13 protein-coding genes are annotated in these 12,733 nt (G+C 60.4%); 4 read left to right on the top strand and 9 right to left on the bottom strand.

Annotation, left to right across the window (positions count from 1 at the left end; genetic code table 11):
* Nucleotides 1-71 precede the first annotated feature (71 nt).
* Complete coding sequence (locus BKP54_RS06195) at nucleotides 72-1,121, top strand: NAD(P)-dependent alcohol dehydrogenase (RefSeq protein WP_025424675.1); 1,050 nt, start codon at nucleotides 72-74, stop codon at nucleotides 1,119-1,121.
* Nucleotides 1,122-1,197: 76 nt separating this feature from the next.
* Here the strand turns inward: BKP54_RS06195 and BKP54_RS06190 are convergent, their stop codons facing one another.
* A complete protein-coding gene (locus BKP54_RS06190) occupies nucleotides 1,198-1,662 on the bottom strand; it encodes an Lrp/AsnC ligand binding domain-containing protein (RefSeq protein ID WP_025424674.1) in 465 nt (154 codons plus the stop codon).
* A gap of 22 nt (nucleotides 1,663-1,684) precedes the next feature.
* Nucleotides 1,685-2,848 carry a M20 aminoacylase family protein gene (locus BKP54_RS06185; RefSeq protein ID WP_025424673.1) on the bottom strand — a complete coding sequence of 388 codons (1,164 nt, stop codon included), beginning with the start codon at nucleotides 2,846-2,848 and terminating at the stop codon, nucleotides 1,685-1,687.
* Nucleotides 2,849-3,039: 191 nt separating this feature from the next.
* On the opposite strand from BKP54_RS06185, the gene BKP54_RS06180 reads away from it, so the two are divergent.
* The 3 genes from BKP54_RS06180 (at nucleotide 3,040) to BKP54_RS06170 (ending at nucleotide 6,434) form a co-directional block, all read left to right on the top strand.
* On the top strand, nucleotides 3,040-4,110 hold the full coding sequence (locus tag BKP54_RS06180) for a D-alanyl-D-alanine carboxypeptidase family protein (protein WP_025424672.1): 1,071 nt from the start codon (nucleotides 3,040-3,042) through the stop codon (nucleotides 4,108-4,110).
* A gap of 12 nt (nucleotides 4,111-4,122) precedes the next feature.
* The gene (locus tag BKP54_RS06175; RefSeq protein WP_025424671.1) at nucleotides 4,123-5,301 is read left to right on the top strand and encodes a GTP-binding protein; all 1,179 of its coding nucleotides are present in this window, start codon (nucleotides 4,123-4,125) and stop codon (nucleotides 5,299-5,301) included.
* A 452-nt stretch (nucleotides 5,302-5,753) separates the two neighbouring features.
* The gene (locus BKP54_RS06170) at nucleotides 5,754-6,434 is read left to right on the top strand and encodes a response regulator transcription factor (RefSeq protein ID WP_025424670.1); all 681 of its coding nucleotides are present in this window, start codon (nucleotides 5,754-5,756) and stop codon (nucleotides 6,432-6,434) included.
* 39 nt (nucleotides 6,435-6,473) lie between these two features.
* On the opposite strand, the gene BKP54_RS06165 is transcribed toward BKP54_RS06170, so the two are convergent.
* From BKP54_RS06165 to BKP54_RS34915, 7 genes are all read right to left on the bottom strand, one after another.
* Nucleotides 6,474-7,967 carry a histidine kinase gene (locus BKP54_RS06165; protein ID WP_025424669.1) on the bottom strand — a complete coding sequence of 498 codons (1,494 nt, stop codon included), beginning with the start codon at nucleotides 7,965-7,967 and terminating at the stop codon, nucleotides 6,474-6,476.
* 225 nt (nucleotides 7,968-8,192) lie between these two features.
* The gene (locus tag BKP54_RS06160) at nucleotides 8,193-8,378 is read right to left on the bottom strand and encodes a hypothetical protein (RefSeq protein WP_025424668.1); all 186 of its coding nucleotides are present in this window, start codon (nucleotides 8,376-8,378) and stop codon (nucleotides 8,193-8,195) included.
* A 178-nt stretch (nucleotides 8,379-8,556) separates the two neighbouring features.
* A complete protein-coding gene (locus BKP54_RS06155) occupies nucleotides 8,557-8,793 on the bottom strand; it encodes a sulfurtransferase TusA family protein (RefSeq protein WP_025424667.1) in 237 nt (78 codons plus the stop codon).
* A complete protein-coding gene (locus tag BKP54_RS06150) occupies nucleotides 8,793-10,241 on the bottom strand; it encodes a murein L,D-transpeptidase family protein (protein ID WP_025424666.1) in 1,449 nt (482 codons plus the stop codon). The genes BKP54_RS06155 and BKP54_RS06150 overlap by 1 nt, the downstream gene beginning before the upstream one ends.
* Nucleotides 10,242-10,450: 209 nt before the next feature.
* A complete protein-coding gene (locus BKP54_RS06145) occupies nucleotides 10,451-11,404 on the bottom strand; it encodes an acetyl-CoA carboxylase carboxyltransferase subunit alpha (protein ID WP_025424665.1) in 954 nt (317 codons plus the stop codon).
* Between the two features lie 64 nt (nucleotides 11,405-11,468).
* Complete coding sequence (xerD, locus tag BKP54_RS06140) at nucleotides 11,469-12,431, bottom strand: site-specific tyrosine recombinase XerD (RefSeq protein WP_084814315.1); 963 nt, start codon at nucleotides 12,429-12,431, stop codon at nucleotides 11,469-11,471.
* Nucleotides 12,428-12,577, bottom strand: a complete 150-nt coding sequence (locus BKP54_RS34915) for a hypothetical protein (protein ID WP_025424663.1) — start codon at nucleotides 12,575-12,577, stop codon at nucleotides 12,428-12,430. Before BKP54_RS34915 ends, xerD begins: the two co-directional genes overlap by 4 nt.
* Nucleotides 12,578-12,733: the final 156 nt, after the last annotated feature.

Raw genomic sequence — 12,733 nt, 5'->3', positions numbered from 1 at the left:
ATAGTCCCTGCCTGCGATCTGCCGGTAACGCTCCGGTCATTTCGCATCTCCCAAAATTGAAGGACAGACTGATGGCCATTGCAAGAGGATATGCGGCGACCGACGCGTCGAAACCGCTGACGCCCTTCACCTTCGAACGTCGCGAGCCGCGCGACAACGACGTGGTGATCGACATCAAATATTGCGGCGTCTGCCACTCCGACATTCACCAGGCACGCAACGAATGGGGCAACTCGGCCTTCCCGATGGTCCCCGGCCACGAGATCGTCGGCATCGTCACCGCCGTCGGCTCCAAGGTCACCAAATTCAAGGTGGGTGACCGCGCCGGCGTCGGCTGCTTCGTCGATTCGTGCACCACCTGCGCGACACGCGACGTCGATCTGGAGCATTACATGCCAGGTCTGGTGGTGACCTATAACGGCGTCGAGGCCGACGGCAAGACAGCGACGCAGGGTGGCTACTCCGACAGCATCGTCGTCAAGGAAGGCTATGTCCTGTCGATCCCGGAAAACCTGCCGCTCGACGCGGCGGCACCGCTTTTGTGTGCCGGCATCACGCTCTATTCGCCGCTTCGTCACTGGAAGGCCGGTCCCGGCAAGAAGGTCGCGATCGTCGGCATGGGCGGTCTCGGCCATATGGGCGTCAAGATCGCCCACGCCATGGGCGCGGAGGTGACGGTGCTCAGCCAAAGCCTGTCGAAGAAGGAAGACGGGCTGAAGCTCGGTGCCGACCACTACTTCGCCACCAACGATCCGGAAACCTTCAAGACGCTTCAGGGCCAGTTCGACCTGATCATCTGCACGGTCGCAGCCGAGATCGACTGGAACGCCTATCTCAACCTGTTGAAGGTCGACGGCGATTTCGTGCTGGTCGGTATTCCGGAAAATGCCGTGCCGGTCCATGCCTTCGCGCTGGTTCCGGCCCGCCGCAGCATTTCCGGCTCGATGATCGGTTCGATCAAGGAAACCCAGGAAATGCTCGACTTCTGCGGCGCCCACAACATCGTCTCGGAGATCGAAACGATCAAGATCCAGGAGATCAACGAAGCCTACGAGCGTGTCGTCAAGAGCGACGTCCGCTACCGCTTCGTCATCGACATGGCGTCGCTCGACGCGGCGTAAGCGCGGGTTCAGGGGTGCCGTACTAAAGTGCTTGCCCCGGGATCCCATCGGCTCCCGGGGTCATTCTTATTTGGTCTCAGACGAGCGGCAGTGGCCCGTCGTTCTTGATCTCTTCCATGACAGCATAGGTGCGGGTTTCCTTGACGCCCGGCAGCGTCCACAGCACCTGGCCAAGGAAATTGCGGTAGGCCGCCATGTCCTCGAAGCGGGTCTTGACGAGATAGTCGAAGCCGCCGGCGACCATGTGACATTCGAGAACCGCCGGCGCCTGCTTGATCGCGATCGCGAACTGATCGAACACGTCGGGCGTCGTCTTGTCGAGCATGACCTCGATGAAGACGAGCAGGCCGAAGCCGAGCTTCTGCGGATCGAGACGGGCGCCGAAGCCCGAAACATACCCTTCCTTCAACAGCCGGCGCAGTCTTTCGCTTGTTGCCGTCGGTGACAGGCCGATGCGATCGGCAAGCTCCAGATTGGTGATCCGGCCATCCGCCTGCAGGATGTTGAGAATTCTACGGTCTATCTTGTCGATCTGATGCATCGTGCCGCCTCCCGCTCGCGCCTCAGGCGGCAAGTCGCGTTTCCGCGAGTTTCACCCAATAGGAAATCCCGTGCGGGATCGCTTCGTCGTTGAAGTCATAGCCCGGGTGGTGCAGCCCGGCGGTGTCGCCGTTGCCCATGAAAATGAAGGCCCCCGGGCGGGCGAGCAGCATGTAGGAGAAATCCTCGCCGCCCATCATCGGATCGAGCGACGGCCTGATATTGCCTTCGCCGGCAATTTCCGCCGCTGCCTTCAGCGCGTAGCCCGTCTCGTCCTCATGGTTGACGGTCACCGGATAGTTGCGGCTGTACCAGACATCGACGGTTGCGCCATAGACGTCGGCGATGCCTTCGGCGATCAGCCGGATGCGGGTCTCGCCGATATCGCGCACTTCGGGCTTCAGGGTGCGCACGGTGCCGCCGAGCACCGCCTCCTCCGGGATGACGTTGTGGGCAAAGCCGGCGTTGAATTTGGTGACCGAGACCACGACGGAAGCGAGCGGATCGACCGTTCTCGACGCGATTGTCTGCAATGCAGTGACGATCTGCGTGCCGATGACGATCGGGTCGATCGTCTTGTGCGGCTGGGCCGCATGGCCGCCACGGCCCTTGATGGTGATGGTGAACTCGTCGGTCGAGGCCATGATCGCGCCGACGCGGCTGCCGAAATGCCCGACGGGCATGCCAGGCATATTGTGCATGCCGTAGACTTCGGCGATGTCGAAGCGCTCCATCATGCCGTCCTTGACCATCTCGTTGCCGCCGCCGCCGCCTTCTTCTGCCGGCTGGAAGATGACCGCGACGCTGCCAGCGAAGTTGCGGGTCTCGGCCAGATATTTGGCCGCGCCGAGCAGCATGGCGGTGTGGCCGTCATGGCCGCAGGCGTGCATCTTGCCGGAAGTTTCCGACGCCCAGGACTTGCCTGATGTCTCGGTGATCGGCAGCGCATCCATGTCGGCGCGCAGGCCGATGGTGCGGCCAGCACCGAGATTGCCCTTGATCAGGCCGACGACGCCGGTCCGACCAAGGCCGGTCACGATTTCGTCAACGCCGAACTCCTTCAGTTTCATTTCGACGAAGGCTGCCGTATTTTCCACCGCGAACAGGAGCTCGGGGTTCTTGTGCAGATGACGCCGCCATTCGGTGACTTCGTTTTGCAGTTCGGCGGCGCGGTTGAGAATCGGCATGAGTTGAGTCCTGTCGGTCTGTTCGATCACATCTATCTGCGGTGGATTGGCGCAGCAGCCAACGAATGGGCTTTGCCATCTCCTCGCCATATAGGCTAAATAGCCGGACGAGACGAGGCAACAGCGGAATTTCGAGGACTATGGTGGTGACAGCAGGATTTTTCATGCGAGGCAAGGCAAGAGCAGTGGGTATCGTGGCCGGTGCCTGCGCGAGCCTTCTCATGGCTATGCCGGCGGTTGCCAATCCGCGGCTCGTCGTCGACGTCAATACGTTGAAGGTTTACGAGCATCAGGACATCTTCCAGAAATGGTATCCGGCGTCGCTGACCAAGCTGATGACGGCCTATACCACCTTCCGGGCGATCAAGTCGGGACAGTTGGCGCTGACAAGCCCTGTGGTGATGACCAAGAACGCCGCTTCGGAGCCGCCGAGCAAGATGTTCTACAAGCCCGGCCAGGCGATGACGCTCGACAGCGCGCTGAAGATGATGCTGGTGAAGTCGGCGAACGACGTGGCCGTGGCGATCGCCGAAACCGTTGGCGGTTCCGAGCCCGCCTTCATCGACAGGATGAATTCCGAAGCGCGCCGCATCGGCATGACGTCGTCGCATTTCATCAATGCCAACGGCCTGCCGGGGCCCGGCCAGTACACCACCGCGCGCGACCTTGCCGTGCTGGCGATCACGCTGAAGCGCGAGTTTCCCGAATACGCGTCCTATTTCTCGCTGGAAGGGTTCACCACCGGCAAGAAGGACTATGCGAACTACAACATGCTGATCGGCCGGTTCGAAGGCGCTGACGGCATGAAGACCGGTTTCATCTGCGCGTCCGGTTTCAACCAGGTCTCCTCGGCGACGCGTGATGGCCGCAGCGTCGTTTCCGTCGTGCTTGGCGAAGACAGCCTCGGCGCCCGTGCCGACGAATCCGCGCGCCTGCTGCAGACGGCGCTGACGACATCGGGAACAGCCAAGCCGTCGCTGGTACAGATCGCGCCTTATGGTGAAACGCGCGACCTGGTTGCCGATGTCAGCAAGCAGATCTGCTCGAAAGCGGCAGCCAAGGTGCGCAGCGAAGGGCGTGACGAAGCCGGGCGGCAGAAGCTGCTCTCGCCGTTCATCCACGAGATCGGCCGTCCGCTGAAGCTGGCCTTTGCCGGCCTCATCCCCGGCAGCGGCGACAAGCTGGCCAAGGTGGGCGCCGATCCGGCTGGCCAGGGCGATGTCGCCAATGTGCCGATCCCGGTGCCGCGGCCGAGCCTCTGATCGGAGTTTCCAATGGTTAGCCCACTGCCGGCCGTGCCGGTTTCGATCCTGACCGGTTTTCTCGGTGCGGGCAAAACGACGCTGCTGAACCGGCTTCTGAAGGACCCGGATCTCTCGGATACGGCCGTCATCATCAACGAATTCGGCGATGTCTCCATCGACCACCTGTTGGTGGAAGCCTCAAGCGACGGCGTCATCGAGCTTTCCGACGGCTGCCTGTGCTGCACGGTGCGCGGCGAGCTGGTGGATACGCTTGCCGACCTCATGGACCGGATGCAGACCGGCCGGATCAAGCCGCTGAAGCGCGTCGTCATCGAGACGACCGGACTTGCCGACCCGGCGCCGGTGCTGCAATCGGTGATCGGCAACCCGGTGATTGCCCAGAGTTTTCGTCTCGATGGCGTGGTGACTGTGGTGGATGCGGTCAACGGGCTGCAGACGCTTGCCAACCACGAGGAAGCTCTGAAGCAGGTCGCGGTCGCCGATCGCATCGTCATCAGCAAGGCGGACCTTGCCGACCAGGCACAATTGGACGAGTTACGGTTGCGACTGCGGGCGCTCAATCCGCGCGCGCCGTTCATTGATGGCGACAGTCCCGAAGCAGGGCGGGGCGCGCTCTTTGCCTGCGGCCTTTACGACCCGGCGTCGAAGATCGCCGATGTCGGCCGCTGGCTGCAGGACGAAGCCGATCATGGGCATCATCTCCACGATCAGCATCATCATGACGGCGACCACGGCCACCATCGCGATCATGATCACCACCACCACCACCACCACCACCACCACCACCATCATCACGATGCGACGCGCCACGGGGCGGACATCCGTTCGTTCAGCATCGTGCATGACAGGCCGATCGAGCCGATGGCGCTCGACATGTTCATCGATCTATTGCGCTCGGCCCATGGCGAGAAGCTGTTGCGGATGAAGGCGATTGTCGCAGTCTCCGACAATCCGGAGCGGCCGTTGGTCCTGCATGGCGTGCAGAATGTCTTTCACACGCCGGAGCGGCTGTCCGTCTGGCCGGATCCGGCTGATCGGCGCACGCGTATGGTGCTGATCACCAAGGGGTTGAGCGAAGCATTCGTGCGCGACCTTTTCGATGCCTTTACGGGCAAGCCACGCATTGATCGTCCCGACGCGCAGGCGCTTTCCGATAATCCTCTCGTGGTGCCTGGAATGAAATTCTAGAATTGTTTGCGTGACGCCGGCCGTCTTTTGCTGCAAATGGCGCGGGAAACGGTTAAAATCTGTAGTACTTTCGGGTGATGTTTCAGCAGGCGCATAAACATTTTTGGGCTAATATTTTGGCTTTACTTCTAACTTGCCGAAACCGCTCTGAGAATGGCGATGTTTGTGCCATGGACGCGTGGATTCACCAATCAACACGCGGTGTCAGATCTATAACTGCCTGTAAAGATTGAAGTCAACGAACCTTTGTCCGGTTTTTCCCATACGGTGCTTGTCGGCCTCTTAAATCAAAAAGGGCGAGTATTTGCGCGGTATTGTCGATGTTTAGTCCGCGGCTTTCGCCACGTCGGACCGATATTTCTGTGCTTGCCAAATTAACTAGAAGTTAGTGTCTTCTTTAAAACACTGATCTGATGAACTAGCATGTTTGTTGCGGAGGGAGAGCAACGACCATGTCGATATCAGTTGCATTTGTTGACGACCATCCGATCCTCCTGGAAGGACTGGTCAGCTTATATTCTGGAAAAAGTGACCTCGAGATCGTCGCGAAGGGCGAAAACGCGGTCGATGCTTTGAAAATAGTTGAAGAATTTTCACCTGAAGTTCTCGTGCTCGATTTGAGCATGCCCGGCGATGCCATTGCGGCTATCGAGCTGGTTACGCAAAAATACAAAGACACGCGGATCATCGTCTTCACCGCAAATTCAAGCATTGAAACCGCGATACAAGTCCTGAACTACGGGGTCTCTGGCTATGTGCTGAAGGGCAGCAGCGCCAGCGACCTGCACGAGGCCATACGCACGGTCTATGACGGTGAAACGTTCATCACGGCGGGGTTCGCGACCAAGGTCATCATGGCCATGAAGACAGCGGAAATCCGTCGGCGATCCCAGGCACAACGACGCCTGAGCCTGCGCGAAGAGCAGATCGTTCGCCATCTCATGCGTGGCAGCACCAACCGCGAAATAGCGGCCTGCCTCGATATCAGCGAAAAGACCGTCAAGCATTACATGACGGTGTTGATGCAGAAACTCGACGTCAGGAACCGTGTGGAAGTGGTGCTGGCGGCGCAGCGCCTGGATGTGTTGCCGGACGGCTCTGCCGAACGCAGCGCATCACGGCGCATCAACTAGCGCATGTCGCGCAAAGCGGTTTTGCGGTGACGACATGCTCTAGTGACGATCGAACGAGCCGCCGCTGTGATCGAGTGGCAGAACCGCTGTTACCACCGTTCCGCTCGCCCGGCGGATGGTACGCATGCGACCGCCAAATGCGCGAATGCGGCGCTTCTGCGTGATGGTGCCGAGCCCTGTGCGGCCGGTGCTGCGCACGGACACAGTCGTCGATGGTGCGGTGCCCACATCGGCCACGGTGATGAAGAGGCGGTTATGGCGCGTGCCGTAGCGCAGGTGCTGGCGGTTGCCCGGCGCATGTCGCTCGCTGTTCATCAGGGCTTCCTGGATGAAACGATAGACGCAGATGTTGAGGTGTGGATCGACCGTCTGCGAGGCGATCAGTCCGACAACATCGATCTCGCGGCCGATGACATCCACGTGCCGCCTTACCGCAAGCTGGATCGTGTCGCTGAGCGACATGTCGTCGAGCTCCGGCAGCACGAGATCGGTCGAAATGTTCCTCAGCTCCTCAAGTGCCGTCGTAACCGTACTGACCAGCTTGTCGATATCCTGCCGCCTTACCGGATCCGCTGACTGGCCGCCGATCGGTTGCGTGGCCATATCGCTCAGCCTCAGCTTCAGCAAGGTCAACAGCTGGACCGGACCATCGTGCAGATCCGTACCGATCTGGTCGAGGATCATCTCATTGAGCTTGCCGGCCTCGAGCCGCGCCGTTTCCGCAGCCCCACGCAGCCGTCGGTTCTGGTTGGAGAGTTCCAGCGCGCGTCGCAGGCTGTGGCGGATGGCGGCGTGTTGGCGATCGATGAGCAGGCTGCCGCTACGAACGATCAGGAAGAGGAGCGCCAGCATCGGGACCGAGACGAGAAGCACGATGCTGATCGTCTCCCGCCAGGCCGTCGACAGTTCGCCCACCAGGAAATCGGGGCGCTCGTAGAATTCACCGACCAACAGCACCTTGCCGGCTTCGTTTCGCACGAGCGGGGCGTAGACCTCGATGTACATGCCGCGCTGCTCGTCACCGGTGTATTCGTGTTTCTCGATCATCGTACGCGAAACGACGATCTCGCCCGCCAAGGCGCGCTGTAGCTCTTCGAAGACAACCTCCTCGTCGATCTCCTTGCCCGAAGTCGAATACATCAGGCTTCCGTCTGGCCCCCAGATCTTCAGCTCGTGGACATGCTGGCCGAGCGCGCTGGTGCCCAGCAGCTGCTTGAGTTTGTCTTCGACGAATGGCGGCAGCACGCCGCGTTTGATGTCCTCCTCGGAGATCAGCGGCGCAACAAATGTCTGGAGATAGGCAGCGCCGAGCGAGCCGACGCTATTGAAGACGGTCTTTTCCAGACGGTTCGTCGTCCAGACCGCGAGTGCGATCATCAACGCCACAACGACGAAGGAGGCAATGATGATGAACTGCACCTCAAGCCGCAGTCGCTGGAATGTCGACAGCAGGTTTCTCAAGGTTGCTGCCTGGCGCAGGTTCAGCAGGAAGGTTTGCTTGGCGGTTTCTGTGTCGTTCCCAACGGAGTCCATGAAATTTGCCCGATCACCTGCTAGTGTTTTTATGTTCCCTGTTCTTTAAAAATGCGACCGCCAATTCCGGCATCACAGGCAAAAAACGCGATAAATCGGATTTCGCACGCTGGTTGTCAGTTTGGCAGACATTCACTCTGTACGATCCTGCAAAATCTAGCGGCGACTAAGGTCCGACTCTAGGGGACCTTAGTCGGTGGTCGAACGGGCCTTTGGTCGCGAAAATCACACGACGTTATTCGTCGCGCTGACGACGGCTTCGCTGCGCGTCCAATTCTTCCACCATGGTCTCACCTGATCACCGGGGGTGGCGATAGCACCGTTCCGCTCGAGAATGACGATCCGTTGCTCATAGGGGTGGCTGGCCAGTTCGCAACCGCGGACGATATTCCGATCCATTTTGCGCTTCATCGCCCTCATCCGCTCCACTGAGGACCGCGACGACGATTGCCCTATCAACACGGCCACGCCTTTCGTCAAGGAAACTCGACCCACGGGCGCATGCGTCGCATCAGGTCTGCCAGCGCGAACGCATTACACAAGGGACGCGGTGCGGACGGTTCAAGACCAAGGACGCTGCTGTTTGGCTTCAAGCGCCCTTGCGGATCAGAAAGCGATAACCGCCGTCGGCCGGCGAGGCCGCTTCGAGGCTGTGGCCGTCTTCCCGGCAGAAATGCGGGATATCGATCACCGCCATCGGATCGGTCGTCTCGATCTCGAGCAGCGCGCCTGCAGCCATGGAGGCGATGCGTTTGCGCGCCTTCAAAACGGGAAGGGGGCACTTAAGCCCCCTGAGGTCGTAAATCGTCTTCTCTTCGCCAGGCATCAATTGCCCCAGATCTTCCAGAACGGCCGCTTCTTCGGTGGCTGCTCCACGGCAACAGGCGCTTCGGCTGCAGGCTCGACGGCGCCTTCGGCATTTGCCGATGCCACGGCGGTCGTCTCGGGCTGAACCTTTTGCTGGGCTCCAGCCGACCGTGTCTGCTTTGCCGCTGTGCCTGCCGGTTGTGTCTGCGGCTGAACGGCAGCCTGTTGCTCCGGAGCTTCGGCGACGGGTGCCGGTGCCTGTTCTGCGGGTTCGCTCCTGGAGAACAGGCTCCAGAAGGATTTCTTGGCCGGCTGCTCGACGGCTGCCTGCAGCACGGGCTGGGGGATCGGGTTGGCGGCCGGAACCGGCACATGGGTGCCACCCTGTGTCGCCTTTTCCAGTTCCTTCTTCTGGATCTCGACAGCCAGCTTGGTTTCTTCGGCTTCCTTCTGCGCGGCTAGCTTCTTTTCGAGGTCGCTTGCCTTCATCAGCTTGCCGGCATCGATCGAATTGCCGGTCGGCGCGTAGGCAAGCTCGCGGCCGGTGCGCTGCTTGGCGACGATCGCCTTGCGCTCGGCCTCGCTCGGCTCATACCAGACCATGCCGTCATACTTCTTCATGGCCTTGTCGTAGTCGAGCTTATAGCCCTTTTCGAAAGTCGACATGGCCATCTGCAAGGCAGGTGGGGTCGACATCGCCGGGCACGTGCCGCCCGGGTTGAAGGCGGCGCTGCCCTGCTGGTTGAAGACGTATTTCTTCTCGCAGACATTGATTTCCGGAGGACGCTTGGTGACTTCGAACTGATCGTAGCCGACCTTCAACATGTTCCAGAAATCGATGTTGGGATTGTTGCGATGACGCGCCATGTTCTCGGCGGTCATGCGGAAAGGAAATGCCTGCAGCTGGACGCTCTGCTGTCCGCCCTTGAAGGCGTCGCGCGCCATGGCGAAAATCTCGATCATCTGCTCGTCGGTCATCGAGTAGCAGCCGGACGACGAACAGGCGCCGTGGATCATCAGATGCGTACCCTGACGGCCGTTGGCGCGGTCATAGGTGTTGGGGTAGCCGGTGTTGATCGCCAGATAGTATTTCGAGTTGGGATTCAGCTGCTGCGGGAACAGCGGATAGAAGCCCTCCGGCGCCTGACGGTCGCCTTCTTTCACCTTCGGACCAAGTTTGCCCGACCAGGCGCAAATCTTGTAGCTCTTCAAGAGCTGGAAGCGGTTGGACGTGTTGGCCTTCCAGACTTCGAGCGTGCCTTCTTCCTTGAAGATGCGCAGCGCGATCGGGGATGTCTTCTGCATCCCGAGCTCGCTCATCTTGGCGCTCATCTTGCTCGAGAGCTGATATTCGGTCTTGTTCTTGACAGTCGAAAGATCGACCGTCGCCGTATCCAGGGCATCGTTGGTGCAGCCGGCAAGCAGCGCGGCGACAGCGGCGGTGGCTACAAGGTTTCTCAAGCGCATCGGCGAAAGCCCGTTCAAACCAAAATTCGTCAGTGAGAGCCGCGTTCGCAGAAGGGCCCTTAGGGAATCAGTAAGCCATTATACTTCACGAATTCTTAACCCTGCAGGGCACGCTGCGCACGCCGTTGTTCATGACCGTACGAATATGGCCAAGATTTGGCCACAGTCCGATTTGTGGTTGCGAATTTTCGGCGAACAATCGCGTCGGATCAGAGGTTCCGGCCGATATTCAGGTACTTCTGTCGGCGATCGGTGCGCAATTCGTCGCCGTTGCGTCCGGACAATTCCTTCAGAGCGTCGGCAATCACCGTTCCGGTGCGGGCGATCACCGATTGCGGATCGCGGTGCGCGCCACCGACAGGCTCGGGAATGATGCCGTCGATCACGCCGAGCGCCTTCAGGTCCTCTGAGGTGATCTTCATGTTGCTGGCGGCTTCCTTGGCGCGGGTCGAATCGCGCCAGAGGATCGAGGCTGCGCCTTCCGGCGAGATGACGCTGTAGATCGCATGCTCGAGCATATAGACGCGGTTGCCGGTGGCGATCGCGATTGCGCCGCCGGAGCCGCCTTCGCCGATGACGACGGTGACGATCGGCACGCGCACGTTCAGGCACATTTCCGTCGAGCGGGCGATGGCTTCCGCCTGGCCGCGTTCTTCCGCGCCGACGCCGGGATAGGCACCGGCGGTGTCGATCAGCGTGATCAGCGGCAGGCCGAAGCGGTCGGCCATTTCCATGACCCGGATCGCCTTGCGGTAGCCTTCAGGGCGCGGGCTGCCGAAGTTGTGCTTGATGCGCGACTTGGTATCGCTGCCTTTTTCCTGACCGAGGACGGCGACAGGCATGCCGCGAAAACGCGCAAGCCCGGCCTGGATGGCCTCGTCATTGCCATAGTTGCGGTCGCCGGCAAGCGACGTGAACTCGGTGAACAGTTCCGAGGCGTAATCGAGGAAATGCGGACGCGAGGGGTGGCGGGCGACCTGGGTCTTCTGCCACGGCGTCAGCTTCGAATAGATCTCGGCCATCGCATCGCGGACCCGTGTCTCGAGCCGTTCGACCTCATCCGAAGTGTTCACACTCTCGTCTTCGCCAGCGAGCTTCTTCAGTTCGAGAATCTTGCCTTCGAGGTCGGAGATAGGTTTTTCGAAATCGAGATAGTTGTGCATGAGATGCGTTTCCGATCGTTTTGCCACAAGGATCTGCCGGCCGAAACCAGCCTGCCCGGCGGTCCTATTCCTGTTTTTTCGCCTGTTTGGCAAGAGGGTGATGGTTTTGCACGAGGTCGTGCAGCCGTTCTTCCAGAACATGTGTATAGATTTGTGTCGTCGAAATGTCCGAGTGACCCAACAGTTCCTGGACGGCACGAAGGTCGGCGCCGTTGGCAAGCAGGTGGCTGGCGAAGGCATGACGCAGCACATGCGGCGAGATCGTCGCCACGCGGATGCCGGCACGCGCCGCCAGTGATTTCAGGTCGCGGGCAAAGACCTGGCGGGGGAGAAAACCTGCCTTTGCCGTTGACGGAAACAGCCACGGGCTTTCGCGCTCGCCCCTGTCGGCTTTTGCCGTTTCTTCTTCGAGGGCTGCCCCATAAAGACGCATCGCGCGGATCGCGGCCTGGGAGAGCGGCACCAGCCGCTCCTTGTTGCCCTTGCCACGGACGACGAGAAAGCGCCCGTTCTGGGCGAGCACGCTTGCGGGCAGCGACACCAGTTCGCTGACACGCATGCCGGTGGCATAAAGAAGCTCCATCAAAGCGTGCATGCGCAGCTTGGAAAGCCGCTCCGGTCCGCCTGCCGTCGCCTCGGCTTCGGTCTCGGCCCGGCCGATCAGTCGTGACACGTCGTCGATGCTCAGCGTCTTCGGCAGGCTTCTACCCTTTTTGGGCGCATCGAGTATGCCTGTCGGGTCGTCGGTGCGCAGGCCTTCTGCATAGAGGAATTTGTAGAACTGCCTGAGCGCCGACAGCCTGCGCGCCTGCGAGGACGGCTTGAAGCCTTGGCCCGCCAGATGGGCGAGATAATGCCGGAGATCGTCGGTCGCCGCACTCGTCAGCCCCGTTCCGCGGCCGCGCATGTGGGACAAGGCGTCTTCCAGATCGCGCTCGTAGGATTGCAGCGTATTGACGGCGGCGCCGCGTTCGGCGCTCATCATTTCGAGGAAGGCCTCGACGTGTGCCGCGGAAAGATCGCTCATTGTGTCTTGTTGACCCGTTCGGATGGGATCTTCACGGTCACGTTGCGCTCGACCGGCTCGACGAAGGTGACGAGCGCGATCATCGTGCCGTAGATCAGCCCGGCGATGACGCCGCAGAAGAACAGGAACCGGAAGAGGGTGGGCATTTCAGTTTCCTCCGCAGGATCCCTTAAACCGGAACGAATTTAAGGATAAAATCATGCAGCCGTTGAATGTGCTGGGGCAACCGTGTGCGCGCTGGACCGGACGCGCCGCACTTTGGTAGATGCCCGATCTATATGAACGCCCCTTTCGCCAAGTTC

The sequence above is a fragment of the Ensifer sp. 1H6 genome, from assembly GCF_001976035.1.
GTDB lineage: Bacteria > Pseudomonadota > Alphaproteobacteria > Rhizobiales > Rhizobiaceae > Ensifer > Ensifer canadensis.
Note: the sequence above shows the minus strand (reverse complement) of the source record. Positions and strands in the feature narration are given on the sequence as shown.